Annotated in this window: 25 protein-coding genes; 3 read left to right on the plus strand and 22 right to left on the minus strand. The window is 66.4% G+C overall.

The genetic code is table 11. The features are described 5' to 3' along the window. Positions 1-300: 300 nt before the first annotated feature. The 9 genes from dprA to OIE68_RS21380 all read right to left on the minus strand — a co-directional run bounded on the left by dprA (position 301) and on the right by OIE68_RS21380 (position 7,339). Entirely contained in the window at positions 301-1,419 is a 1,119-nt protein-coding gene (dprA, locus tag OIE68_RS21340; RefSeq protein WP_327101116.1) for a DNA-processing protein DprA, read from the minus strand. 773 nt (positions 1,420-2,192) lie between these two features. Then, positions 2,193-3,701: a YifB family Mg chelatase-like AAA ATPase gene (locus OIE68_RS21345; RefSeq protein WP_327101117.1), complete on the minus strand. Its 1,509-nt coding sequence runs from the start codon at positions 3,699-3,701 to the stop codon at positions 2,193-2,195. Next, positions 3,701-4,057: a YraN family protein gene (locus OIE68_RS21350; RefSeq protein WP_327101118.1), complete on the minus strand. Its 357-nt coding sequence runs from the start codon at positions 4,055-4,057 to the stop codon at positions 3,701-3,703. Before OIE68_RS21350 ends, OIE68_RS21345 begins: the two co-directional genes overlap by 1 nt. Positions 4,058-4,251: 194 nt before the next feature. Then, entirely contained in the window at positions 4,252-4,557 is a 306-nt protein-coding gene (locus OIE68_RS21355; RefSeq protein WP_011210678.1) for a DUF2469 domain-containing protein, read from the minus strand. Positions 4,558-4,603: 46 nt separating this feature from the next. Beyond that, positions 4,604-5,410, minus strand: coding sequence for a ribonuclease HII (locus OIE68_RS21360; RefSeq protein WP_327101120.1), 807 nt, complete (start codon positions 5,408-5,410; stop codon positions 4,604-4,606). 25 nt (positions 5,411-5,435) lie between these two features. Next, positions 5,436-6,179, minus strand: coding sequence for a signal peptidase I (gene lepB / locus OIE68_RS21365; protein WP_040693263.1), 744 nt, complete (start codon positions 6,177-6,179; stop codon positions 5,436-5,438). 108 nt (positions 6,180-6,287) lie between these two features. Beyond that, positions 6,288-6,629, minus strand: a complete 342-nt coding sequence (rplS, locus tag OIE68_RS21370; RefSeq protein WP_011210681.1) for a 50S ribosomal protein L19 — start codon at positions 6,627-6,629, stop codon at positions 6,288-6,290. Between the two features lie 159 nt (positions 6,630-6,788). Continuing rightward, positions 6,789-6,944 carry a hypothetical protein gene (locus tag OIE68_RS21375; protein ID WP_327101121.1) on the minus strand — a complete coding sequence of 52 codons (156 nt, stop codon included), beginning with the start codon at positions 6,942-6,944 and terminating at the stop codon, positions 6,789-6,791. After that, the gene (locus OIE68_RS21380; protein WP_327101122.1) at positions 6,929-7,339 is read right to left on the minus strand and encodes a DoxX family protein; all 411 of its coding nucleotides are present in this window, start codon (positions 7,337-7,339) and stop codon (positions 6,929-6,931) included. The genes OIE68_RS21375 and OIE68_RS21380 overlap by 16 nt, the downstream gene beginning before the upstream one ends. A gap of 95 nt (positions 7,340-7,434) precedes the next feature. On the opposite strand from OIE68_RS21380, the gene OIE68_RS21385 reads away from it, so the two are divergent. After that, positions 7,435-8,307, plus strand: coding sequence for a sigma-70 family RNA polymerase sigma factor (locus OIE68_RS21385; RefSeq protein WP_327101123.1), 873 nt, complete (start codon positions 7,435-7,437; stop codon positions 8,305-8,307). 118 nt (positions 8,308-8,425) lie between these two features. Here OIE68_RS21385 and OIE68_RS21390 read toward each other — a convergent pair whose 3' ends face one another. The 4 genes from OIE68_RS21390 to OIE68_RS21405 all read right to left on the minus strand — a co-directional run bounded on the left by OIE68_RS21390 (position 8,426) and on the right by OIE68_RS21405 (position 15,195). Further along, on the minus strand, positions 8,426-9,295 hold the full coding sequence (locus OIE68_RS21390) for a hypothetical protein (RefSeq protein WP_327101124.1): 870 nt from the start codon (positions 9,293-9,295) through the stop codon (positions 8,426-8,428). Positions 9,296-9,325: 30 nt separating this feature from the next. Beyond that, positions 9,326-11,737: a Tex family protein gene (locus OIE68_RS21395; RefSeq protein ID WP_419150780.1), complete on the minus strand. Its 2,412-nt coding sequence runs from the start codon at positions 11,735-11,737 to the stop codon at positions 9,326-9,328. A gap of 183 nt (positions 11,738-11,920) precedes the next feature. Next, positions 11,921-13,555 carry an AMP-binding protein gene (locus tag OIE68_RS21400; protein WP_327101125.1) on the minus strand — a complete coding sequence of 545 codons (1,635 nt, stop codon included), beginning with the start codon at positions 13,553-13,555 and terminating at the stop codon, positions 11,921-11,923. Further along, entirely contained in the window at positions 13,555-15,195 is a 1,641-nt protein-coding gene (locus tag OIE68_RS21405) for an AMP-binding protein (RefSeq protein ID WP_327101126.1), read from the minus strand. Before OIE68_RS21405 ends, OIE68_RS21400 begins: the two co-directional genes overlap by 1 nt. Positions 15,196-15,290: 95 nt before the next feature. Between OIE68_RS21405 and OIE68_RS21410 the strand changes: the two genes are divergently transcribed. Continuing rightward, positions 15,291-16,145 (plus strand): helix-turn-helix transcriptional regulator, encoded by an 855-nt coding sequence (locus OIE68_RS21410; protein ID WP_327101127.1) that lies wholly within the window; start codon positions 15,291-15,293, stop codon positions 16,143-16,145. A 361-nt stretch (positions 16,146-16,506) separates the two neighbouring features. Here OIE68_RS21410 and trmD read toward each other — a convergent pair whose 3' ends face one another. Genes trmD through rpsP form a run of 4 tightly spaced genes read right to left on the minus strand, consistent with a single transcriptional unit; the run spans position 16,507 to position 18,413 of the window. Then, positions 16,507-17,187: a tRNA (guanosine(37)-N1)-methyltransferase TrmD gene (gene trmD, locus OIE68_RS21415; protein WP_327101128.1), complete on the minus strand. Its 681-nt coding sequence runs from the start codon at positions 17,185-17,187 to the stop codon at positions 16,507-16,509. A gap of 33 nt (positions 17,188-17,220) precedes the next feature. After that, on the minus strand, positions 17,221-17,745 hold the full coding sequence (rimM, locus tag OIE68_RS21420) for a ribosome maturation factor RimM (RefSeq protein WP_327101129.1): 525 nt from the start codon (positions 17,743-17,745) through the stop codon (positions 17,221-17,223). Beyond that, the gene (locus OIE68_RS21425) at positions 17,746-17,988 is read right to left on the minus strand and encodes an RNA-binding protein (protein WP_327101130.1); all 243 of its coding nucleotides are present in this window, start codon (positions 17,986-17,988) and stop codon (positions 17,746-17,748) included. Next, on the minus strand, positions 17,988-18,413 hold the full coding sequence (gene rpsP, locus OIE68_RS21430; protein WP_327101131.1) for a 30S ribosomal protein S16: 426 nt from the start codon (positions 18,411-18,413) through the stop codon (positions 17,988-17,990). The genes OIE68_RS21425 and rpsP overlap by 1 nt, the downstream gene beginning before the upstream one ends. Positions 18,414-18,638: 225 nt before the next feature. On the opposite strand from rpsP, the gene OIE68_RS21435 reads away from it, so the two are divergent. Further along, positions 18,639-18,806: a hypothetical protein gene (locus tag OIE68_RS21435; RefSeq protein ID WP_327101132.1), complete on the plus strand. Its 168-nt coding sequence runs from the start codon at positions 18,639-18,641 to the stop codon at positions 18,804-18,806. A 377-nt stretch (positions 18,807-19,183) separates the two neighbouring features. Here the strand turns inward: OIE68_RS21435 and OIE68_RS21440 are convergent, their stop codons facing one another. From OIE68_RS21440 to OIE68_RS21460, 5 genes are all read right to left on the minus strand, one after another. Next, positions 19,184-20,167, minus strand: a complete 984-nt coding sequence (locus OIE68_RS21440) for an LLM class F420-dependent oxidoreductase (protein WP_327101133.1) — start codon at positions 20,165-20,167, stop codon at positions 19,184-19,186. 127 nt (positions 20,168-20,294) lie between these two features. Further along, positions 20,295-21,389: an amidohydrolase family protein gene (locus OIE68_RS21445; RefSeq protein WP_327101134.1), complete on the minus strand. Its 1,095-nt coding sequence runs from the start codon at positions 21,387-21,389 to the stop codon at positions 20,295-20,297. 160 nt (positions 21,390-21,549) lie between these two features. Further along, positions 21,550-23,103: a signal recognition particle protein gene (ffh, locus tag OIE68_RS21450; RefSeq protein WP_327101135.1), complete on the minus strand. Its 1,554-nt coding sequence runs from the start codon at positions 23,101-23,103 to the stop codon at positions 21,550-21,552. Between the two features lie 93 nt (positions 23,104-23,196). After that, a complete protein-coding gene (locus OIE68_RS21455; RefSeq protein WP_327101136.1) occupies positions 23,197-23,511 on the minus strand; it encodes a hypothetical protein in 315 nt (104 codons plus the stop codon). Positions 23,512-23,619: 108 nt separating this feature from the next. Further along, complete coding sequence (locus tag OIE68_RS21460) at positions 23,620-26,013, minus strand: [protein-PII] uridylyltransferase (RefSeq protein ID WP_419150781.1); 2,394 nt, start codon at positions 26,011-26,013, stop codon at positions 23,620-23,622. Positions 26,014-26,100 lie beyond the last annotated feature (87 nt).

Raw genomic sequence — 26,100 nt, forward strand, 5'->3', positions numbered from 1 at the left:
ACCCGGCTCTGCCGCTTCACCGCGTCAACTGCATCTCGACCGGATTCCTCCGACGTCAGCGGACGAACCACGCCGGGCACCGACAGGCCCAGGTCCGGACCGACTCGATTCCATGACCGGCGTAGACACCGTCCGGCGCATCCTCACTCCTGAACACCGACGCACGACCCTCCTCGCGGCCGAGCGCGCGCTCCCCGTCGTACCGGGTGCGAGCCGCCCTCGCCGCAGAGCGTGACCCGCACCGTTCACAAATTGCCAGGTTCGCTTCCCTCCGCGCCGCAGAGCGCTGAGCTGTCGTCGTCACTGGTTCGGGGGATTTACGGTTCGGTGCCAACCGTTTTCGTCCATACCGGCCAGGCCGGCGAGTTCTAGCGCGGGGAGGATGGCACGGACCGCGGGGAGCTCCAGGCCGGAGTTTTCGGCGATGGCGCGGGGTTGGCGGGAGCCGATTTTCGGAAGGGCGGCGTAGACCGATGCTTCATCGCCGTGTAAACGGTCGCTGGGGTCGGACGGCTGGGTGATCGGTAGTGATAGGCGTAGTGGGCCTGCTTCATCGATGACCTCTTCGGCGCGGGTGACCAGGAGTGCCTCGCCTTCGCGGATCATGCGGTGGCAGCCTGCCGAGGAGGCGGCGGTGACCGGGCCAGGGATGGCAAGGGCGGGTCGGCTGAGGCGGCGAGCCCATTTCACGGTATTGCGGGCGCCGCTGCGTAGTCCGGCTTCTATGACGAGGACGCCATCTGCCAGGGCAGCGATCAGACGATTGCGGGCCAGGAACTGATTCTTGTACGCACCCGTGCCCGGCGGGTATTCGCTGATTACCAAACCGGTTTCGGCGATCTCGGCCAACAGCCGCTCATGCTGGGCCGGATACGGCCGGTCGACACCACAAGCAAGAACGGCGATCGTCGGAGCACCGACGGCGAGAGCCGCGCGATGCGCCATACCGTCTATGCCGAATGCTGCACCGGAGACGATCGTCCAGCCCTGGGCAGCCAGATCACCGACGATCTCGCCGGTGACGTGCGCCCCATATCCGCTGCTGCACCGCGCCCCAACGACCGCGATCGCCCGCTCGCTCGACTCCGACAACGACCGCGGACCGCGCACCCACAGCACCAATGGGACCGCCCCGTCACGATCACGTCCGGGCTCGAGCTGGCGGAGCCCGAGCATCCGCCAGGCCGGCCACTCCGGATCATCCGGCGTCACCAACCGCCCTCCCAGCCGCTCCACCACCTCGAGATCCCGTGCCGCATTATCGATCTCCCGCCGCTGAGCGGTCGGCCCGAGTAACGACCCCGGCAGCTCACATTCCCGCACCGCCCGCGCCGCCTCCACCACCCCCACCGATTCGATCAACGACGACAACGCCGCACACGGCCCCTGCACAACCCGCGACAAATACGCCCAAGCCAACCTCCGCTCATCAGCATCCCCACTGGAAACCGTCGACTCCGAGCACCTCGAAGCCCAACCATCCAGATCCACAACCCCACGCCCCGAGCGGCGCGCACCACCACGCCCCGCCGCATCCAACCTGCTGACCACCAAGGCGACCGGATACGTAGACCGCAACGCACCCGCGGTTCCCGTCGTCCCACATGCCGAAGCACTGGATTCACCGCCTGCCCGTACTGCGCGCCCCGATGCAGCGTCCGAATCCCCTGTGGCACAGTGGTCGTCGCCCATCAAAGGGCTCGCTGCGGAATGCCCACCGCAAACGGCCTCAGTGTGGCCACCCGAGACACTATCCATCGACTCGGTAGCAGACCCGGCGGCGGCGGATTCCCCGCCTGCAGCAGCCTCTACGCGTTCCGGAGTAACGACCGCTTGCGTCGTGCAAGACCCGCAGCACACCGAAGTGCCAGCGGCGCCCACTGCGGGACAACCGCCACGAGCCGCCATGGCTGCGCAATCCGCGACGCTGCGCGGCGGCTCGCCCACACACCCGGGAGCGGAAGGACCATTGCCCATCAAGTCGTCCGCACGCCGGACGGCAGCAGAACCGCTACCCGCCGATTCGCTCGGACACCCATCACCCGCTGGCGCCACCGCGAAATCCACTGCGGCCGTGCCGATGTACGCCGTATCAGCGCGCCCCGAGGCGATTGCGCCGTCCACCTCTGGCACAGCGGCCCCCGTCGCGAAGATCGCACCGTCGATCGGGCGCTCGTCTTCGATTGCCCCGCTCACTGCGAGCCCCGTTGCCGGAAGTTCAAGGCGGCCAATACGTCTTGGGCGCTGGGTTGGTCGGCGTCGCGGAGGTCGGAGATGGTCCAGGCTACGCGCAGGGCGCGGTCGGCGCCGCGGGCGGAAAGCCGGCCCAGGCGGAGGGCGGCTTCGATGGGGGCGGTTGCTTCGTGGGGGAGTCGGAAGCGTTGGCGCAGGATGTGGCCGGGGACTTCGGCGTTGGTTGCCCAGCCGTAGTCCTTCCAACGCTGTATTGCGGCTTGCCTTGCGGCCGCGACTCTGCGGCGCACGACCTCGCTGCTCTCGGCTTCCTCGGCGGCGAACGATGCGCCGGAGTGGCCGTGCATCTGGACCCAGATATCTATGCGATCCATCAACGGTCCGGACAGCTTGCCCAGGTATCGGCGACGCGCGAGCGGGGCACAGATGCAGTCGACATCGCGGGCTGGGGCACATGGGCAGGGGTTCGCGGCCAAGACGAGTTGGAATCGGGCTGGGTAGCGAGCCACGCCGTCGCGGCGGGCGATGCGAACTTCGCCCTCTTCCAAGGGGGTTCGCATCGCTTCCAAGACCTTGGTCCCGATCTCCGCACATTCGTCGAGAAACAAGACCCCGCGATGGGCACGGCTGACGGCGCCCGGACGTGCGGTACCCGAACCCCCGCCGACCATGGCACTGGCCGAGGTCGAGTGATGCGGAGCGACGAAAGGCGGCATGGTGATCAACGGGTGGTCATCGGAGAGTGCGCCTGCGACGGAATGGATGGCTGTCACCTCGAGTGCTTCGGATTCTGTAAGCGGCGGCAGCAGCCCCGGAAGACGTTGCGCCAGCATGGTTTTTCCGATTCCAGGCGGCCCGGTGAGCAGCAGATGGTGTCCGCCGGCCGCGGCCACCTCCAATGCCCACCGCGCCTCCTCCTGACCGACCACCTCGCTCAGATCGCCACCGCAGCGGACGGTGTCGGGCAGCATGCCATCAGGCTCGACCAGACCGCCTTCACCACGCAACCAAGCGACGACAGTGCGCAGGGTCGTGGCCCCGAAAACCTCGATGCCATCCACCAGCCCGGCTTCGGCCAGCGCGGATTCCGGCACGATCACCCGCATCCAGCCCGCATTGCGTGCCGCGAGCACAGCGGGCAGGATGCCGCGCACCCGGCGGACGCGCCCGTCCAGCGCCAATTCCCCGAGCAGTACGGTCTTTCCGAGCCGATCGGAGGGGACCGCGCCCGCCGCGTCCAGTACCGCGATCGCGAGGGCCAAGTCGTAGACACTGCCGATCTTGGGCAGTGTCGCCGGGGACAGTGCCAGGATCACGCGGCCGTCGGGCCACTTCTCCCCGATATTCGCCACCGCGGCACGTACCCGGTCGCGGGATTCCTGCAGTGCGGTATCGGGCAGTCCGACCAGATGCACCGATGGCAACCCCTGCCCGATATCCGCCTCGATTTCGACCAGCTGGCCGTCCACCCCGCTGACCGCGACCGAATACGCCACCCCCAGCGCCATCAGAACACCGCTTTCAGGTGATCGATGACCGGTCGGTGGCCGCGGTGCAGCAGCACCGAGATGACATCGAAGCGGATATCGCGCCACGGGCCGTGCTGTTCGGCCAGCCACACCAGCGCCAACCGCCTGATCCGCTGCTGCTTATCGAAGGTGACCGCCTCGGCGGGCGCGCCGAATTTCGTTCCGGTTCGAGTTTTGACCTCGACGAACGCGGTAACGCGGCCGTCTCGGGCGATCAGATCCAGTTCGCCGTACTTGCACCGCCAATTCCTGCTGATGATCTCCATCCCGGCGGCCTGCAGGAATCGGGCCGCCAGTTCTTCCCCTTGTGCGCCGAGCGCCTGGTTGTCTGCCACCAGCTCAGCGTGCTCGGATCACACCCACACCCGATGACACCGAGCTGCGCAAACAGAAAACCTGTGGATACCCGCTCAGCTGTGGACAACCCGGGCATCCAACCCCCGTGCTCCGCCTAGTTGTCGGTGCCCAATGCTATTGGGCCAGCGGAAGATCAGCACCAACGCGATCGCGTCCGCGTTGATCAGCGCGCCTACTCGGGTAACCGCAGATCCGGCTTCTCCAGCTCCTCGATATTCACGTCCTTGAACGTGATCACCCGAACATGCTTCACGAAGCGTGCGGGTCGGTACATATCCCACACCCACGCATCGCTCATGCGCACCTCGAAGTACACCTCGCCGTCGGCGTTCTGCGGCCGCAATTCGACGGAGTTGGCCAGATAGAAGCGGCGCTCGGTCTCCACCACGTACGAGAACTGACCGACGATGTCCTTGTACTCCCGGTATAGCGAGAGCTCCATCTCGGTTTCGTATTTCTCCAGGTCCTCGGCACTCATCGGGTGGGACGTCCTCCTTCTCGCCGCACTGCGTCTGCTGACATCATCATCGCGCATGCGCCGCGTCGGTAGCCACTCGGCTATCCGGTTCGACGCCCTCCAGCAAAACCTCATCGGCCAGTTCCGCGTCGGCGTACTCCGCCGCGGCTACCGGCCGCAACCCCGCTGCCAAGCGCACATTGCGCCAGGATCGGCGGTGCTCACTGCTCGGTCCGAGCCGTTCCAGCGCGGCCGTGTGCTCGGGCGTGTTGTAGCCCTTGTGCGCGGCGAATCCGTAGCCGGGGAACCGCTCGTCCAGCTCGACCATCATCCGATCCCTGGTCACCTTGGCCAGGATGCTCGCGGCTGCGATGCAGGCCGCGGCCGCGTCACCACCGATGACGGGCAGCGACGGCACCGGAATCCCGGGCACCCGGAATCCGTCGGTCAGCACGTACCCCGGTGTCTGTCCGAGTCCGGCGACCGCGCGGCGCATGCCCTCGATATTGGCGACGTGGATGCCGATCGAGTCGATCTCCCAGGCCGGAATGACGACCACCTTCCAGGCCAGCGCCAACCGCGTGATGATCGGGTACAGCTGCTCGCGCACGGGTTCGGTGAGCTTCTTGGAATCGTCGAGTCCGGCCAGCCTGTCGTAGGCCTTGGGCGCGAGCAGGCAGGCGGCAACCACCAGCGGCCCCGCACACGGTCCGCGCCCGGCCTCGTCGACCCCGGCGACCGGGCCGAGTCCGCTGCGGATCAGCGCCGCCTCCAGCGTGCGCAACCCGCCGGCTCGACGCATGACGACACGCGGCGGCCACCCGTTGCCCGGAGTCGCGCCATTAGCCCTAGCCACTCGACCCTGCCCCACCATCCAATTATCCTGCGGCCCGCACCGATCAGTTCGTCTGGGGATCCTGTGCTTTCACCGGACCGATCCGGCTGGGCGGCCAGATCTTGAAGACCGTTTTGCCGCGCACATTGTCGATCGGGACGGTGCCCTGCAGGTTATCGCTGACGTGGGCGCGGGAATCGGCGGACTGGTTGCGGTTGTCGCCCATCACCCACAGGTTGCCCTCGGGCACCTTGACCGGGCCGAATACCCGGCCCGCCGGGTAGGTCGCATTCTGCTGACCCGGGTACCACGGGTAATCGTTCAGGACGTACGGCTCGTCCAGCGCCTTGCCGTCCACCATGACCCGCCCCTGCGCGTCACAGCACTGCACGGTCTGGCCGCCGACGGCGATCACCCGCTTCACCAGGTCGTTCTCATCCGGTGGCACGAGCCCGAAGAAGGAGAAGAAGTTCTGCACGCCGCGCACGGCGACATTGCTGGACCGGATCGACTGGTAGCGGGTATTCCAGGAAGGCGGGCCGACGAACACCACGACGTCACCGGGCTGCGGCTCGCCCCAGTAGTAGCTCGGCTTCTCCACGTAGATGCGGTCGCCGATGAGCAGCGTGTCTTCCATCGACTGGGACGGAATGACGTACGGCCGCCCGACAAAACTGACCATGAGTGCCGCGATGACCGCGGCGATGACAATGAGGACCGGCAGTTCCTGCCAGAAGGGGCGCTGCTTGCGCTTCGAGCGTCGTGAGCGGCGGCTCACGCCCTCGTCGTCCGAATCGGACACCGTCATCGACCCACTTTCGTCTGCCACGCGGAACAGATTAGCCCGGCACCGCGACTGACGTCCGATGCCGGGCTAGCTGAAGAACTTTCGTGCCGAGCGGGTGCCGCTACTCGGTCAGCGCTTTTCCTTGATCTTGGCGGCCTTGCCGCGCAGATCGCGCAGGTAGTAGAGCTTGGCGCGGCGGACATCACCGCGGGTCACGACATCGATGTGGTCGATGTTCGGGCTGTGCACCGGGAAGGTGCGCTCCACGCCGACACCGAACGACACCTTGCGGACGGTGAAGGTCTCGCGGATGCCACCGCCCTGACGCCGGATCACGACGCCCTTGAAGACCTGGATGCGCTCCTTCGAGCCTTCGATGACCTTCACGTGCACGTTGAGCGTGTCGCCCGGACGGAAGTCGGGGACGTCGCTGCGCAGCGACTTTTCGTCGACGAAGTCAAGGGTGTTCATTTCATCCTTCTGATGTTTGCGCGAGCAGAGGACCCTGGCGGCACTCGCGTGCTCGACCGGTTCATGCTCCGAATAAGGGGTGCTCCGTGGGCCGAATGCACCCAGGGCAACCTATGCATTGTGCCAGATCGGCGGGTCGCGGGAAAAATCGGGCCCGGCTCACCGGGTGGCCGCGCGATGTACGGCGGCCGCGAGGCGGTCGTTCTGCGGTGTGCTGAGTTCACCCACCCCGCCGGCTGCCATCCCCCTGAACCCGAAGGCCGCGCGCCGATGAGTGTAGCCATAGGCGACGGCGCCGTTTATCTCGTTGTCCATGATCGATTCCTCGCCCGTCGGACCGCAAGTGGCCTGGTCGGGCGCAGGGCCCACGACGCGAGGGTGAGCCCGGCGAAACCCAGTGGTCCGAGCCAGGCCTTCGGCTCGTCGCCGACGGCGATATGGGAGGCGGCCGCGCCGCCGTAGACGAAGGTCAGGCCCGCGTACGCCCATTCCTCGGCACGCGGGAAGCCCGGCGTCACGATCGCGGCGACCGCGGCGGCCTTGGCGACGCCCATGATGGTGGCGAAGTACATCGGGTATTCGAGTCGTCGGAAAACTTCGCGTACGTAGGAGATTCGCGCGAGATCCCAGTAGGACCCGACGACGGTTTCGGTCAACAGGATTCCGGTGGCGCCGAGGTAGGCCAGGCGAGAGGTCTTTCGTAGGTTCATATCTGTGTGACGGATGGCGACCCGACAAGGTAACGGGTTGTCACACTCACAGCCTCGGCGCCGTCATCTCTTCGAGCAACCTCGAGGAGATCCCTGTGGGCGAAAACGATTCTTTGGCAGACCGATTCGTGGCGCATCGTGCGCACTTGGTCGCCGTGGCCTATCGCATGCTCGGTTCGCTGAGCGAGGCCGATGATGCGGTACAGGATGCCTGGTTACGGCTGTCCCGGGTCGACACCGCCGAAATCGATAATCTCGGCGGTTGGCTGACCACTACCGTGGGGCGGGTCTGCCTGGATATGTTGCGGTCGCGCAAGTCCCGCCGCGAAGAGGCCTATCTGCCCGACCCGATCGTCACCGCCGATGACGCTACGCAGCCGGAACAGCAAGCGGTGCTTGCTGATTCGGTCGGGCTGGCACTGCTGGTCGTGCTGGACTCACTGAATCCCGCGGAGCGCGTGACCTTCGTGCTGCACGATATGTTCGCGGTGCCGTTCGACCAGATCGGGCCCATCATCGGCAGATCCGCGGCTGCGGCGAAGATGATGGCCAGCCGCGCCCGCCGCCGGATCCAGGGTCGAGCGCCGCGACCCGAACGGGATCTACCGCGTCAACGTCGCGTGGTCGAGGCCTTCCTCGCGGCCGCCCGCGGCGGTGAATTCGACGCACTGCTGGCCATTCTCGACCCCGATGTGGTGTTGCGCGCCGACGCCGGAGCCCGCTTCCCCGGCGGCATGCGCGTACTGCGCGGCGCCGCGACGGTGGCCGGTCAGCTCGATGCCTTCCAGCGCGCCGCCAATGCCTTCGCCTCGCAACCTGTCCTGGTCAACGGTGCGGCGGGGTTGCTCAATACTGCCAACGGCCGGACAGTCTCACTGATCGCCTTCACCATCGTCGACGACAAGATCGCCGCTATAGACCTGCTCTCCGACCCAGCCCGCCTCCCCCACGTCGCGCTGGACGCTTGATCACCATGCAATGGTGGAGGCAAACGTCGAGCGATCCTGCACCAGAGCGTTCTCGTGAGCTCGGGACACCGGGCTGACGTCTGCGGGGCGCTGCGGTTGCGCAGGGCTTGGGCGACGATCAATCGCGATGGGAGTGGTCGGACACTGAGGGCAGGTGCCAATGGGTGGGAGCGGGGGGTGCGGGGACGACGGTGCGGGCCAATTCGGCCTCCGCGGCCTCGCGGACGTGGACCACGTCGGGTTTTCCGGCGACCAGGTCTTGCACGAAGATCTTGGCGCGGATCACCGGGCGTCGGTAGCGACGTTCACGGACTATCGCCCGATACATGAGCCGTCGTCTGCCGGGGTAACGCCAACGAGCCCAGGGTGCGCCCGGTCTGCTCAGGCGGAATGCGCCGACGACGAGTAGGGGCAGGAAGAACATGCCGAACAGGCCGGTCCAGATCTTGCCCTTGGCGATGACGACTGCCGCCAAGCCCAGATTCACCACGGCGAAGCAGACGATGGAGATGCGGACTTCGGTGCTGGGGTCGCGGCGGAAGTCGTTGATGTCCAATAACCACAGCGGGTGGAATCCGAGCAGCAGCAGTCCGGTCACCGCGAGGGCGACGAAGACCGCATCGACCGAGGTTCGGCCCTGTTCCTCCCAGTACACATCGCGCAGGTAGAAGATCAGCGCGAATTCGTCGAGGGTCAGGGCCGCGCCGACACCGAAGCCGGCGGCGAGCAGGCTCGCGGTGAGTGTGGTGGCGCTCTGGTACATGGTGACCATCCCGATGCCGGACAGCAGCACCAGGATGACCCCGAACACCATGTGGTGGATGTGCACACCACCGGAGCGCACATTGCCCGGCCACCAGCGGATCTGCTTGCGGATCAACCGGACGCTGAGCCGGATCAGCAGGAAGCCGACGATGAACCCGAGGAGGAAGCACAGCAGCGGAAGGCGGCCGTGCCCGATCACATCGTCTTCGAGCCACCGTCGCATGGCCGCCTACAAACCTCCGCCCGTATCGTCCTACTGCCCGAAACCGGCCCGCCGCAGCGCATCCGCCATCGAACCACTCGGTGCGGGGGCGTTGCGCCGCTGGTTGCCCTGGTTGCGGCCCTGATTCTGCTGTCGACCCTGGCCCTGCTGCTTACCCTGTCCATTCTGCCGCTGTCCGCCGCGGTCCTGCCCGCCGCGACCTCCTTGGCCACGGCCGCGAGCGCCGTCGCCCTTGGTCGCCGTACCGGGCTCGTCGTCCAGCCGCAGCGACAGCCCGATGCGCTGGCGTGCGACGTCGACCTCGAGCACCTTCACCTTGACGACATCGCCGGACTTCACGACCTCGCGCGGATCCTTGACGAAGTTGTGCGACATGGCCGAGACGTGCACGAGTCCGTCCTGGTGCACGCCGATATCGACGAATGCACCGAATGCGGCCACATTGGTGACCACACCCTCGAGCACCATGCCCGGCTCCAGATCCGCGACCTTCTCCACGCCCGCCGCGAATTCGGCGGTCTTGAATTCCGGACGCGGGTCGCGACCCGGCTTCTCGAGTTCGGAGATGATGTCGGTGACGGTGGGGATACCGAACTTCTCATCGGTGAACTCGCCGGGCCGCAGCGAGCGCAAGGTCGTGGTGTTGCCGATCAGTTCCGCCATGCCGCGTCCGGTCGATTCCAGGATGCGCCGCACCACCGGATAGGCCTCGGGATGCACGGCGGAGGTGTCGAGCGGATCGTCGCCGCCGCGGATGCGCAGGAAGCCCGCGCACTGTTCGAAGGCCTTGGGGCCCAGGCGCGGCACGTCGAGCAGCGCGGTGCGGCTGCGGAACGGGCCGTGCTGATCACGGTACGCCACAATGCTTTCGGCGATCGAATTGGCGACACCGGACACCCGCGACAACAGCGGCACCGATGCGGTATTCACATCGACACCGACCGCGTTCACCGCATCCTCGACCACCGCGCCCAGCGAGCGGGCCAGCAGGGTTTCGGAGACATCGTGCTGGTACTGACCGACGCCGATGGACTTCGGGTCGATCTTCACCAGCTCGGCCAGCGGGTCCTGCAGACGACGGGCGATGGATACCGCACCGCGCAGCGAGACGTCCATATCCGGTAGTTCCTGCGAGGCGTACGCCGATGCGGAGTACACCGACGCGCCCGCCTCGGAGACCACGATCTTGGTCGGCTTGTTCTCCGGAATCCGCGAAATCAGCTCGGTGGCAAGGGCATCGGTCTCGCGCGAGGCGGTGCCGTTGCCGATGGCGATGAGCTCGACGCCGAACCGGGCGACCAGCGCGCCGAGTACGGCCAGGGACTTCTCGGTCTGGCCCTGCGGCTTGTGCGGGTAGATGACCTCGGTCGCGACGGCCTTGCCGGTGGCGTCGACGACGGCGACCTTCACACCGGTGCGGTAGCCCGGATCCAGGCCCATGGTGGTGCGGGTACCCGCAGGCGCGGCCAGCAGCAAGTCGCGCAGATTGGCGGCGAAGATGTCGACGGCGTCCTTCTCGGCGGCCTGACGCAGGCGCATGCGGGTATCGATGCCAAGGCTCACTTGGAGTTTCGTGCGCCACGCCCAGCGCACCGTGTCCAGCAGCCAAGTGTCGGCGGCCCGGCCGCGATCGGCGATATCGAACTTCACCGCGATGCGGCCCTCGTAGATCGACCGCTCGCCCGGTTCCAACTCCTCGGTGTCGGGTTCGAGCTGCAGCTGCAGGATCTCCTCCTTCTCACCGCGCAGCAGCGCGAGGATCCGGTGCGAGGGCAGCTTGCCGAACGGCTCGCTGAATTCGAAGTAGTCGGCGAACTTCGCGCCCGCCTCCTCCTTGCCCGGCCGCACGCTCGAGCTGACCTGGCCGCGGTTCCACATCAGCTCACGCAGCTCGCCGACCAGGTCGGCGTCCTCCGCGAAACGCTCGACCAGAATGGCGCGGGCGCCGTCGAGCTGTTCGGCGGTGTACTGCGCGGGATCGGTGGTCGGATCGCCGATCAGCGCATCGGCGACGGGCTCGTGACCGGCCTCGCGGGCGATCTGCGCCTTGGTGCGCCGCTTCGGCTTGTACGGCAGATAGATGTCCTCGAGGCGGGCCTTGGTCTCGGCCGTCATCAGCTGCCCGAGCAGCGCGTCGTCGAGTTTGCCCTGGCCCTTGATGGATTCGATGATCGCGCCGCGGCGCTCGTCGAGTTCACGCAGGTAGGTCAGGCGCTCGTCGAGCTGGCGAAGCTGGGCGTCATCGAGGCCACCGGTGACCTCTTTTCGGTACCGCGCGATGAAAGGCACCGTCGAACCCGCATCCAGCAGCTCGACGGCGGCCCGAACCTGGGTCTCGCGCACGCCGAGTTCATCGGCGATGCGCCGGCCCACACTGGCCAGAGCTGTGGTCGCGGCCGGTGCGGCGGCGGTCGTGTCGGTGTTCGTCGCTGAACTGGCGATCTCGGGCGCTGTCGTCACGCCCGAGAGACTACCGTTGTCGCCTGACAAACGGCCCATGCCCAGGTAAACCGGCATGCTCCCGCCTTCCCTGGCCTCGTGAGGACCTCGAAGACTACGGTCGCGGGCAGGCGGTCGAGCTGTTGGCAGAGTTTCGCCCGGCGAGTTACCGATGTGCTCACGAAATCAGTCGTCGCGGTCAGAAGATGCGAGCAGTTCTGCAGCCAACTCACGCATTTCGGCCTTGCGGATCTTGCCAGTGACGGTCATCGGAAACTCCTCGACGATGTGCACGTAGCGCGGGATCTTGAAATGCGCGAGTTTGCCGGTGCAGAAAGCGCGGATCGCGTCGGCGTCCAATGGTGTTGTGCCGTCCTTCATTCGGATCCAGGCCATCAGCTCCTCGCCGTATTTCGGGTCGGGGACCCCGATCACCTGAGCATCGAGGATGTCCGGGTGGGTGTAGAGGAATTCCTCGATCTCGCGCGGGTAGATGTTCTCGCCGCCGCGGATCACCATGTCCTTGATCCGGCCGGTGATCGCGAGATACCCGTCGTCGTCCATGACGCCGATATCGCCGGTGTGCATCCAGCGGGCGGCATCGATGGCCTCGGCGGTCTTCTCGGGTTCGGACCAGTAGCCGAGCATGACCGAATAGCCGCGGGTGCACAGCTCGCCGGGTGCGCCGCGCGGCACGGTCAAACCTGTTGCGGGGTCGACGATTTTGACCTCCAGATGTGGGCCGACCCGGCCGACGGTCGCGGTGCGGCGGTCGATGCCGTCGTCGCGACGAGTCTGGGTCGATACCGGGGAGGTTTCGGTCATGCCGTAGCAGATGCACACTTCGCTCATGCCCATGCGATCGATCACCCGCTTCATCACCTCGACCGGGCAGGGTGATCCGGCCATGATGCCGGTGCGCAGGCTGGAAAGGTCGACGTGTCTGCCCGAATCCAGTTCCGCGAGTATGGCGATGAACATCGTCGGTACGCCGTAGAGCGAGGTGCACCGCTCCGCGGCGACCGCATCCAGGGTTGCGACCGGGTCGAATGCGGGTGCCGGAATCACCACGGCCGCACCGTGGCTGGTGCTTGCCAGGTTGCCCATAACCATGCCGAAGCAGTGGTAGAAAGGCACCGGGACGCAGATCCGATCCTGTTCGGTATAGCCGCAGAGTTCACCGACGAAGTAGCCGTTGTTGAGAATGTTGTGGTGGCTCAACGTCGCCCCCTTGGGGAAACCCGTTGTGCCGGAGGTGTACTGGATATTGATCGGGTCGTCCATGGACAACGTTGCGGCGATCCGCGCAAGTCGTCCGGCGTCGATATCGGACTGCGCCATCGCATCCCATTCGGGAGTGCCGAGTACCAGGACCTGTTCCAGGCCAGGACAATTCGGCTGGACCTGCTCGATCATGGCGACGTAGTTCGAGGCCTTGAATTCCGGCGCGGCGATCAGCATGCGCACACCGGCTTGGCGCAGCACGTATTCCAGTTCGCTGGTGCGGTAGGCCGGATTGATATTGACCAGAATCGCACCGAGTTTCGCGGTCGCGTACTGGGTGAGAAACCATTCCGCACAATTCGGGGCCCAGATGCCGACCCGGTCGCCCTTGGCGATGCCGCGTTCGGCCAATCCGGTGGCAAGTGCGTCGATCGCGGCCGCGAGTTCGCGATAGGTCCAGCGGCGACCGGATGGACAGTCCACCAGGGCTTCTCGGTCCGCATAGGCGGCGGCCATGCGGTCGAAGTCATCGCCGATGGTGTCGCCGAGCAGCGGGGTTTCCGCAGTGCCGGATGTGTAACTCGCCAGTGCGGACATCACCGAACCCCCTGCTGCCGCAGGATGAAGCGCTGCACCTTGCCGCTGGGCGTCTTGGGCAGGGCGTCCACGAAATGTACCTTGCGTGGATACGCGTGCGCGGCGAACTTGCGTTTCACCAAGGTCTGCAATTCGGCCTCGAGTTCGGTATTCCCTTCGAAACCGTTGCGCAGCACCACGAATGCCTCGAGCACCTCGCCGCGCAAATCGTCGGGCATGCCGACCACCGCGGCCTCGACCACCCGCTCATCCAGCACCAGCACGCTCTCGACCTCGAACGGGCCGATGCGATAACCGGCCATGATGATCACATCGTCGTCGCGGGCCGAGAAATGGAAGAAACCGTCCGCATCCTGGGATCCGGCATCCCCGGTCAGATACCAACGACCGTCGGCGGTATAGCGTTGCGCGGTGCGTTCCGGGGCATCGAGGTAGCCGAGGAACCACAGCAGCGGACTGCGTTGGGTATCGATGGCGACTCGGCCCAGTTCGCCGACCGGCGCTTCGACGTCGGCGACGTCCGCGAGCACCGCGCAATGCCATCCGGGCATCGTCCGGCCCATCGAGCCCGCGGGTACGTCCACCCGCAGCGCGTCGTGCCAGGAATTGCAGATGAGCATGCCGTGCTCGGTCTGCCCGTAGTGGTCGCGCACCGCAACTCCGAGTGTTTCGACCGACCACGTCACCACATCCGGGGTGAGCGGTTCGCCCGCCGAGGACGCCCGCCGCAACCGGAGATCCGTTGGGGCGGTGGCACTATCGGCACGCAACGCGCGATACACCGTCGGCGCGGCGGTGAAGTTGGTTACGCCGAACCGCTCGAGCACCCGCCAGGTCAGCGGCGCAGAGAAGGCGGCATGCAGCAGCAGGCTGCGGATACCGGAGGCCAGCGGGCTCAGAATCGCCCAGTACAGCCCGTACGCCCAACCCGGATCCGCCGCATTCCAATAGACGTCCTCCGCTCGCACGTCCAGCGAAAACTCCTGGTACGCATGGAATGCCGCGAGTGCCCGCACCGGAATCGGCACGCCCTTCGGAGTGCCCGTCGTGCCGCTGGTGAACAACTGCACCAAAAGCCCATCCCCGCCGACCGCCACCGCGGCCGCGCGCGGGTCGTCGGCGGAGTAAGCGGCGAGCAGATCCGCAAACCGCAGCGGCGCCTCAGCGACTGCCCGGCCGTTCCCGGCAATGATGACGCGCCAGGGCGGATCGGCCGGGATGTCGTCGCCCGGCACCAACTTTGTCCCCTGATCCGCGTCGGCGATGACGATCGTCGTGCCGCTCGCCTCGAGCCGGAAGGCGATGGCCGGTGGGGCGAATGCGGTGAAGAGCGGGACGTGGACCGCGCCGCGACGCCAGATGCCCAGCAGTGCGACCACCAGGTCGGCGGATTTCGACATCAGGGTGGCGACGCGGTCGCCGGGTTCGACGCCCAGGTCGGCGAGGGCGACGGCGAAGCGCTGGGAGCGCTCGCGCAGCTCACCGTAGGTGAGGTCGGTCGAGGTCAGGTCGGGGTCGACGACGGTGAACGCGATGCGGTCGGCGGGGTGCCGGTCGCACAGCAGGTCCGCTGCGCTGACGTCGGGTCCGTCGTAGGTCTCCAGTAGCTCGCGCACGCGCGCGTTCAGGTCCGCGGTCATCTCGCCTCTCCTCATCGGTGATCCAGGCCACCTCGTCTCCAATAGGATGTGGGTCAGATCACGTTCGGCACTACCCCCGAAAAGGGGTGAGTCTTTTGACCCACACCACCGCGCTGCTGCGGCCGCGCGACGGCGATGCGCTGCGCGCCGAGATCCGCTGGGTGGCGAATAAGGCGGGCGTGCCGGTGGTTTTCGGCGGCGAGGTGCACGATGATGCGCTGCTGCTCACCGAATTCGTCGGCACCGTCACCAATGGCCTGCGCGGACTGACCGTGCTACGCACCTCCGGGCTGGGCGGCCGGGTGATGGATATGCGCCGCCCCGCCTCGGTCGCCGACTACCGCAATGCCGCCGAGATCACCCACCACTACGACGGTCCGGTCTCCGGCGAACGCATCCGCTCGGTGCTCGCGGTGCCCGTGGTGGTCGACGATCGCTCCCGCGCGGTGCTCTATGCCGCCAATCGTGGCGGCACACCGCTCGGCGACCGCACCGCCGATCTGGTCGTCGCGGCCAGCCGACGCCTGGCCACCGAAATCACCATCCGCGACGAGGTGGACCGCCGCCTGCGCCTGCTGGAAATGACCACTCCCGCGCCCGAGACCGCGCCCGCCGTCGCCGAGGAACTCCGCGAGATCAATGCCGAACTCCGCGGCGCGGCGCGCTCGGCCGAGGACGAACGCCTACGCGAACGCCTGCACTCGGTGTGTGAACGCCTCACCCGAGTCCTGGTCGGCGACCCACCCGCGGACGCTCCGCGCCTGTCCCGACGGGAACTCGACGTGCTGTCTCAGATCGCGCTCGGCTGCACCAATCAAGAAGCTGCCCAACGCCTTTCGCTCGGCCCGGAAACGGTCAAGAGCTATCTGCGCAACGCGATGACCAAACTCGACGCACACTCCCGCCACGAAGCCGTTGTCACCGCTCGGCGCTTCGGTCTGCTGCCTTGACTCGGGCCGTTGATCACCGGCCGCCGGTGCAAACCCCTTCGGGGGTGTACTGGCATGGGCGCTCGTTACGGCCCTTGTATTGCCCGTGATTGCTACTGCGGCCGCGCTGACCTGCGCCGTAGCCGCCCCGGCCGGCATCTGGATCATGCGTATCCCGATCTGCGGCAACTCTGGCTACGACGGGTTCCGGCGCCACCAGATCCGATAAGACCATCATGGCGCCACCGACGAGAGTCGAGGCCACCACTCGACGCACCATCCCGAACCGAGCCACTGTCACCATAGCCACCTACCGTTGTTCACCGTTGATTAATGTGCCGTTAATCAACGATACATTCGATAGGGCATCGAGTCTGTAGTTTCAGTCGTCAAGCAAGTCCGGGCGCCGTTCGCGCGTACGGGCAAGGGACTGTTCGCGTCGCCACGCGGCGACCTTGGCGTGATCACCGGACAGCAGAATCGGCGGCACTTCGAGGCCGCGCCAGGAGACGGGGCGCGTATAGCTCGGCCCCTCGAGCAGCCCGTCGGAGAACGAATCCTCTTGGTGGGATTGCTGATTGCCGAGTACACCGGGGAGTAGGCGGACCACTGCCTCGGCCATCACGAGGACTGCGGCTTCACCACCGATCAGAACGTAGTCGCCGATGCTGACCTCTTCGACACGGACCCGGCGGGCGGCATCGTCGAAGACGCGCTGATCGATGCCTTCGTAACGGCCGCAAGCGAATACGAGGTGCTGCTCGCTCGCCCAGCGTTGCGCGGTAGCTTGAGTGAAGGGTACTCCGGCGGGAGTCGGCACCACGAGCAGGGCGTCGTCGGGGCATACCTCGTCGAGGGCGGCACCCCAGACAGTCGGCTTCATGACCATGCCCGGCCCACCGCCGTAGGGTGAATCGTCGACGGACTTGTGCACGTCGTGCGTCCAGCGACGCAAATCGTGCACGTCGAGGGAGATCAGACCCTTGTCGATGGCCTTGCCCAGCAACGCCGTTCGCAGCGGCTCCAGATACTCCGGAAAAATCGTGACGACATCGAGTTTCATGCTGTCCTCTGTTTCCGGTGGATCGGCGATCCGCTACTCCGGATCGAGCAGACCCTCGGGCGGATCGATGACGACCAGTTGATCGGCCAGCGACACCGACGGGACGATCGCGGTGACGAACGGGATCAGGATCTCCCTGCCGTCGTCGGCGGCGCGCACCGAAAGCAGTTCTCCCGCAGCCGAATGCAGCACTTCGGTGACCTTGCCGACAAGTGTGCCATCGGTGAGCTGGACGGTCAGTCCCTCCAACTCGTGGTCGTAGAACTCGTCCGGATCCTCCGACGGCGGCAGCTCCGCACTGTCCACGACGAACAGCGTGCCGCGCAGCCCATCAGAGGCGGTACGGTCGGAGACCCCGACGAGTTGCACGAGAAGTCGGCCCGAATGCTCTCGGGCCGACTCCACGGTGAATTCACGAACTTCTTTGGATCGCGCCGCCCGCCCGCGCAGCCGCACACCGGGTGCGAAACGCGCGTCGGGGTCGTCGGTGCGTACCTCGACGACCAGTTCGCCGCGCACACCGTGCGATTTGGCGACCCGGCCTATAACGAGTTCCATTTAAGCGTCGGTATCGACCACGTCGACCCGGATGCCCCGGCCGCCGATTCCGGCGACGAGGGTGCGCAGCGCGGTCGCGGTACGACCGCCGCGACCGATCACCTTGCCCAGATCCTCGGGGTTGACGTGCACCTCGACGGTGCGTCCACGGCGGCCGGTGATCAGCTCGACCCGGACGTCATCCGGATTGGCGACAATGCCGCGAACCAGGTGTTCCACGGCATCGGCGACGACGGCGGACATTATTCGGCAGCCTCAGTCTCGGCGGCCTCGTCCTTCTTGGCGGCCTTCTTCTTGGGGGTGACGGCCTCGGCGACCGGCTCGTTATCGGCGGCGGCCAGCGCGGCGTTGAACAGGTCCAGCTTGGACGGCTTCGCGGGCTTCACCTTCAGGGTGCCCTCGGTACCCGGCAGGCCCTTGAACTTCTGCCAATCGCCGGTGATCTCCAGCAGCCGCTGCACGGCCTCGGTCGGCTGCGCGCCGACACCCAGCCAGTACTGCACGCGCTCGGAGTTGATCTCGATCAGCGACGGCTCTTCCTTCGGGTGGTACTTGCCGACGTTCTCGATGGCGCGGCCGTCACGACGGGTGCGGGCATCGGCGATGACCACGCGGTACTGCGGGTTACGGATCTTGCCGAGACGGGTGAGCTTGATGCGAACAGCCATGTGCTGATCTGCCTTTCAGTGGTTGGTCACGGCACAATTCAGCGACCCGCACGGTCTGCGAGCCCGGTTTTGCGCTTGGAGTGTGTGACCGCCGCGCGGTACGTAACCGGAGACGGGCTGACACTTGTCCAGGAAGGACGGTGCTCCATTGTGCCAGACCGGTCCCCCGCTCCTGAAATCGCGTCGTCTGTAAACGAACGGCCGCCCAGCTCGGATAGTCACAACATGGGGATCTTCAGGAGACGACGTCGCCGCAGGCGGGGTGAGGTTGCCGAACCCGCTACCGAAATCGGCGGTGACGCGGCCATGGAATTGCTGGCGCCCGGTCTCGCGCGGGCTGCTGTCGGCGGTATTCGCGGCGTGATCAGCGGGATCGTGAACCTGCTCAACTGACGATTACGCGGTTCGATAGCGCAGCAGCACGACGCCGGAGCGGAAGTTACGGCTCTCGGTCAGCAGCACCTCAGCGTAGATCCGCCGTGTCAACGGTGATCGGAACGGGGCCCGGAGCCACGACCGTCTCGCCCGCCGCAACGTATACCTCCTGACGGTATCCGCTCTCACCGAGCCGATAACCCCAGAAGCGAGCTGGCTTGTTTCCACGGTAGCCCGGACCATTGTCATCGCTGGCGATGCCGCGGTACCGAGAGAAAAACGCCGCGCCAGCTGATACAAGGACTCGTGGGGGTTTTTAGTGTGAGCGCCCATTTTCGAGCACGATTCGCGGGAACCCCGGATTCGGCCAGGAAATGGGCGCTCAGTTCAACCGCTCAGCGGACCAGCGGGGCGAGGGTGCGTCCGGCAAGATCCACGGCACCCGGTTCGTGGCCGTTCGTCACCATGTTGACGATGAGACCCTGCACGCCCTGGTCGAGCACCCTGGTCTGCAGCTGCTCGGCGACTTCGGCTGGGCTGCCGACGAATTGGCGGTCGGCGATGGTTTGCTTGCGCTCGTCCTCCGAAAGTGTGGACAGGTCGACGCCGATGCCGCGCAGTAGATCCTGCTGTTGTTTGCGTGCGCGGTCGCCGTCTTCATCGATCATCAGGAAACAGAGGTAGCTGACCTCCAAAGTCTCCGGGTCGCGGTCGATTTCGGCACAGCGCTGGTGCAGTGCCTCGATCTTGCGGGGCAGTTCGGAGGCATTGCAGATGATATTGATGTGGTCGGCGAAGCGGGCCGCCAGCGCGAAGGTCTTCTTCTCGCCGCCGCCACCGAGCAGAATAGGCAGGTCATTGCGCAGCCGCGGCTCATTCATGGCGTTCTCGGTGTGGTACCACTTGCCGTCGAAGGTCGAGTGTTCACCGCGCAGCATCGGGGTAATGATCCGCAGCGCCTCGTCGAGCCGCTGGAATCGTTCGGTGAAGGTGCCGAATTCGAAACCGTAGGACTGGTGTTCGAGCTCGAACCAGCCGGCGCCGATGCCGAGCACGGCCCGTCCACCGCTCACCAGATCCATGGTGGTGACGGTCTTGGCGAGCAGGGCGGGATTGCGATAAGTGTTGCCGGTTACCAACGCCGACAACTGAATTCGTTCGGTAGACGCGGCGATTCCGGACAGTGCTGTGTAGGCCTCGAGCATCGGCTCACTCGGCTCGCCGAGACCGGGCAGCTGGTAGAAGTGATCCATGACGAAGACCGTGTCGAAACCGGCGGCTTCGGCCTCCCTGGCCTGCGCGACCACGGTCGGAAAGAGTTCGCTGACGGGCTGGCCATAACTGAAGTTGGGCATCTGATAACCGAGGCGAATGGTCATAACCCGACCCTACGCGCGCCCGGTCCCCGCCCTCCCGACCTTGGCCGCATCAACCCGCTGACCTGGGAGTCTGCCGCACACCGACTGCCCACCTAGCGCAAGCTATGGCCCTGCGCGATGCGGTGGGTCAGCGGTGGCCGGTGACCGGATTGTGGGTCTTGACGAGGCGGCCACGAAGAATGACGTACTGGGGCTCGGTGAGCGCGGCCGGGTTGATGCGCGGATCTTCCTGGTAGACAACGAAATCCGCTGGCGCACCGGCCTCGATGCCCGGTCGGCCGAGCCATGTGCGGGCATTCCAGGAGGCAGCGCCGAGTGCGTCGTGGTTCGACAACCCCGCCCCGGACAGGGCGGCGATTTCGTCGGCAATGCGGCCGTGACGGATGGAACCGCCCGCATCGGTGCCCGCGAAGATCGGAACGCCCGCATCGTGCGCATTGGCGACGGTGCGGCGGACGCGCGCGTGCAGATCGCGCATATGTGCGGCGTAGATGGGGAATTTTCCTGCGCTGTCGGCGATTCCGGGGAAGGTGTCGATATTGATCAGCGTCGGGACCAGCGCGGTGCGGTGTTCGACCATCAACTCGATGGTGTCGTCGGTGAGGCCGGTCCCGTGTTCGAGGCAGTCGATGCCCGCGTTGATCAGGCCGGGCAGGGCGTCCTCGCCGAAGACGTGTGCCGTCACCCGCGCGCCGTTCGCGTGCGCGGCGTCGATCGCCTCCTTCAGGATCGAGTCACTCCACAGCGGCCGCAGATCGCCCACCGACCGGTCGATCCAGTCGCCGACGATCTTCACCCAGCCGTCGCCGAGCCGAGCCTGTTCGGCAACGATCTCCGGCAGATCGCGCTCATCGTCGAGTTCGATGCCGAGTTCCCGGATATACCGCCGCGGTCGGGCGATATGACGGCCCGCGCGAATGATCCGCGGTAGGTCCTCGTGCTCATCGATGAAGTGCGTATCGATCGGTGACCCCGCATCGCGCAGCAGCAGCGCACCTGCGTCCCGCTCGGTCTCGGCCTGGGTGATCGCGCCCTCGCGATCCTCGTGCCCTCCGCCGTACCGGATTCCGACGTGACAGTGCGCATCGACGAGTCCGGGCACGATCCACCCTGTGCCGCACAGTGTTTCGGCCCCCGCGACGGGCTCGAACGACACCAGCCCGTCCCGTACCCACAGGTCACGCACCTCGTCCTCAGGGAGAACTACACCCCGCAGATGCACACCAACCTCCTCGACCGTCGTCGGCACCTAACCTACTGCCCGCCCCCTTTGACGGTCACCCGCCCGCACGCGACAGTAGCTCCCAACCGACGTTCGTCAGCCGGGCATGGCGGACTGGCCGTTGCCTTGCGCCGCAACGCGTTGCGGAAGGCGGAGCCGCCTACTTCTTGGGGAAGTTCAGCTTCGACAAGTCGAAACCCTCGAGTCCAGGCGGCAGCTGGTCCAGCCCGGCGGGCATTCCGGACAGATCCGGCATGCCGGCGGGCATGCCGGGCATGCCGGGCAACCCACCGCGCATCTTCGGCGGTGTCGGTCCGCGGCCGCCCTTCTTCCCCTTCTTGCCCTTCTTCGCATTGCCGCGGCGCGAACCGGGCAGGCCCATCTGGCGGCCCATCATGGCCATCATCTTCTTGGCCTCGAAGAAGCGGTCGACGAGCTGGTTGACCTCGGAGACCTGCACGCCGGAGCCGTTGGCGATGCGCAGGCGGCGAGATGCGTTGATGATCTTCGGGTTCGCGCGTTCGGCCGGGGTCATACCGCGGATGATCGCCTGCACCCGGTCGAGCTGCTTATCGTCGACCTGGGCCAGCACATCCTTCATCTGGCCCGCACCGGGCAGCATGCCGAGCAGGTTGCCGATGGGGCCCATCTTGCGGATCGCGAGCATCTGATCGAGGAAGTCCTCGAGCGTCATCTCGCCGCTGCCGATCTTGCGGGCGGCTTCCTCGGCCTGCTGCTGGTCGTAAACCTGTTCGGCCTGCTCGATCAGGCTCAGCACGTCACCCATGCCGAGGATGCGCGAGGCCATCCGGTCCGGATGGAAGACGTCGAAGTCCTCGAGCTTCTCACCCGTGGAGGCGAACATGATCGGCGCACCGGTCACATTGCGGACCGACAGCGCGGCACCACCGCGGGCGTCACCGTCGAGCTTGGTGAGTACGACACCGGTGAAGCCGACGCCGTCGCGGAAGGACTCCGCGGTATTGACGGCGTCCTGACCGATCATCGCGTCGAGTACGAACAGCGTCTCGTCGGGCTTCACGGCATCGCGGATGCCAGCGGCCTGCGCCATCAGCTCGGCGTCGATACCGAGGCGACCGGCGGTGTCGACGATGACCACGTCGTATTGCTTGCTGCGCGCCTCCGCGACACCGGCCTCGGCTACCGCGACCGGATCGGCCGCCGAAATGCCCAGCGGATTCTGGCCGCCGCCGATGGAGGTGCCGGGATGTGGTGCGAAGACGGGCGCACCCGCACGCTCACCGACGACCTGGAGCTGGGTCACCGCGCCGGGGCGCTGGAGGTCGCAGGCCACCAGCAGCGGCTGATGTCCCTGTCCCTTGAGCCATTTCGCGAGCTTGCCCGCCAGGGTGGTCTTACCGGAACCCTGCAGACCGGCGAGCATGATCACCGTCGGCGGGTTCTTGGCGAGGGTCAGCCTGCGGGTTTCACCGCCGAGGATTCCGACGAGTTCCTCGTTGACAATCTTGACGACCTGCTGGGCCGGATTGAGGGCGGCGGAGACCTCCGCGCCCTTGGCCCGCTCCTTGATCTTCGCGATGAAACCGCGCACCACGGGCAGCGCGACGTCGGCTTCGAGCAGGGCGAGGCGGATCTCACGACAGGTGGCGTCGATGTCGGCCGGTGACAGACGCCCCTTACCGCGAAGATCCTTGAGGGCACCGGTAAGCCGGTCGGACAGGGATTCGAACACCGATCGCGCTCCTGATCTCGTGGGACGTCACTTGGTATCCCAGGGTAATGGGACTGCCCACCTGTTCGCGCAAGCGGTGCTCGCTTCGTGGCGTTATTCCAACCCGCGGCGGCGCGGCTTGGCGGTTTTGCGGTAGTCGTGGTTCTCCAGAGCGACCATGAAAACCGCCTCCCGACCGGTGAGACCGAGCTCGAGGGCCAGGTCGTCGAGCATGGCCCAGTCCGCGCCTGTCGGCATATCGCGGGTAGCAACGGTGGTGGCAATCGTCATAGCGGTCACAGCCTGCTGACCGGACAGTGTCCGGCCGGGCAGCCAGGAGACCACCCACCGATCACCGCCGACGCAGCGCGCCATATGCGTGGTCTCGTCACTCGTCATCATCGACGCCGAAACGACTTCAATTGCCACCGACCTGCTCCCCTCATGCTCGCGATAGCCAGACGCTCTGATAGTAGGGTGCGTCCGGCCCGCTGCATACGCTTTCAGCAAATCATGCGCAAATGTCAATCACCCTGGTCAGGGAGTCGAGCTCGTACCGGGTGGTCCGACTCCCTCCGGAGGCTTCGGAGCGGGCCGCGGGACCACGGCCAGAACCGCCTTTTCGACGGTTTCACGACGCTCCGGGATGTCCACGCCGAGGTCGAGACTGAAGGCGTCGACCACCGCGGAACCCATGGTCACCACCTTCGCCCAGCGCACATCGGCGCCGCATTCGGCAAACGCTGCGGCCAGACGGCTGAGCAGGCCGATCCGGTCCTCGGCACGCAATTCGAGGACCACCTGGCCTGGGGTCGCCGCCGCCGACCAGATCACCCGGGGCTGCGCCTGCGCGTACGGGCTCGGGCGAGTGCCGGTGGCCTCGTGCTCCCGCTTCGCCAACAGCGCGGACAGATCCAGATCGCCCGCGGTCGCCCGGATCAGCTCCTGCCGCAGCAGTCCGCCGTCCGGCGGATCGCCGAACTTCGGGGAGACCACAAAAGTATTGATGGCCGAGCTACCTTCGCTGCCGACGGTCGCCGAGAGCACCCGCAGCGAATGCAGGGCCAACACCCCGGCGGCATCCGAGAGCAGTCCCGGCGTATCCGGTGCGATCACGGTGACCGTGTAGGTGTACTTGCCCTCGCCGGGCCGCAGATCGACGTGCACGCCACCCGCCGCGGCCTTGGCCAGCAGTTCCGGTGCGATCGGCTCCGGCTCCGGCAGCTGATCCCCCGCCATGACCAGGCGGCAGCGCCGCACGAGTTCCCCGATCAGCGAGGCCTTCCAATCACCCCACACGCCGGGTCCGGTGGCCAGCGAATCGGCCTCGGCCAGGGTGTGCAGCAGTTCGAGCAGTTGCACGTCGCCGCCGAGGGCATCGACGACGAATTGCACGGTGGCGGGATCGGCCAGATCGCGGCGAGTCGCGGTGTCGGGCAATAACAGATGGTGGCGCACGATCGCGCTGAGCGTCCGCACATCCGATGGCCACAGGCCAAGACGCCGTCCGATATGGGTGGCCAGTTCGGCTCCGACAATGCTGTGGTCACCGACGCGCCCCTTGCCGATATCGTGCAGCAACGCACCGAGCATCAGCAGGTCGGGACGGGCGACGCGGGTGCTCAACGCGCTCGCGTAGGCCACCGTCTCCATCAGGTGCCGGTCCACGGTCCAGGTGTGCAGCGCATCGCGCGGCGGCAGGTCGCGCACCGCACCCCATTCGGGAAGGAGCCTGCCCCACAAGCCCGTTCGGTCCAGCGCCTCGACCGCATCGATGGCACCGCGACCCGCGCCCAGGAGAATCAACAGGTCGTTGAGCGCATCCTTGGGCCAGGGTTCGCGTAACTCCGGCGCATCCTCGGAGAGTCGATTGAGCGTGGTCGCGGACATCGGCAGCCCGGTCTGCGCCGACGCCGCCGCCACCCGCAGGATCAGTCCGGGATCGCGCTGCGGCCGCGCATCCCGCGCCAACACGACCTCCCCCGCGTGTTCGACCACGCCCTCATCGAGTGGTCGACGAACCGGCATGCGACGCAGTCGCGCGAGGCCACGGCGGGGCAGCGCATTGGCGGCGGTGCGCAGACCGACATCGACGGAGTAGCTCACCGTCCGCGCCGAATCGCTCAGCGTGCGAGCGAGATCGAAGCGGTCACCGATGCGCAAGGCCGCGCCGATCTCGTCGGCATCCTGGGCTCGCAGTTGATCGCGCGCCCGGCCGGCCACCCGATGCAGCTCCGTGCGAACATCCAGCAAACGGCGACGCGCGTGCTTCACCCCACCGCCCGGCACATCCGGCCCGAGACCCGGCATCGCATCCGTCAACTGGGCGATGGCCAGCGCGTCGAGCAGTTGGATATCGCGCAGTCCGCCGCGCCCGTTCTTCAGATCGGGTTCGGCGCGATGGGCGATCGCGCCGCTGCGCTGCCACCTGGTTTCGGCCTGTTCGAGCAATTCGTCGAAGCGCGAACGGATTCCGGTCCGCCATTCCCGGCGCACCCCGCCGATCAGCAGATTGCTCAACTCGATATCGCCAGCGATGTGCCTGGCCTCGAGCATGCCGAGGGCCGCGATTAGATCGTCGGAGGCCACGCGCAATGCCTGCGGCACGGTACGCACGCTGTGGTCGAGCTTGATATGCGCGTCCCACAGCGGATACCAGAGCTGATCGGCCACCTCGGCCACCCGCGCCGGATCGACGTCATCGTGCAGCAACACCAGATCCAGATCGGAATACGGCAGCATCTCCTTTCGCCCGAGTCCGCCGACGGCGACCACGGCGAGACCGCTGTCGCGGCCGATGCCGAGTTCGGTGCCCTTGGTGGTCAGCCACAGTTCGAACAGATCGACCAGCGCCGAACGCAGCGATTCCGCGTCCAGCCGCGGATTACGGGGCAGTCCGCCCTCGAGCAATTGATTACGTGCCCGGACCAGGTCGGTCGCGCCATTGGAGACGTTCGAGCCGACATTCTCGGTTACCTGTCTGCCGTCTCGCTCGTGACTACCCACAAACCACCGTCC

Origin of the sequence: Nocardia vinacea (assembly GCF_035920345.1) — a bacterium.
Lineage (GTDB): Bacteria > Actinomycetota > Actinomycetes > Mycobacteriales > Mycobacteriaceae > Nocardia > Nocardia vinacea_A.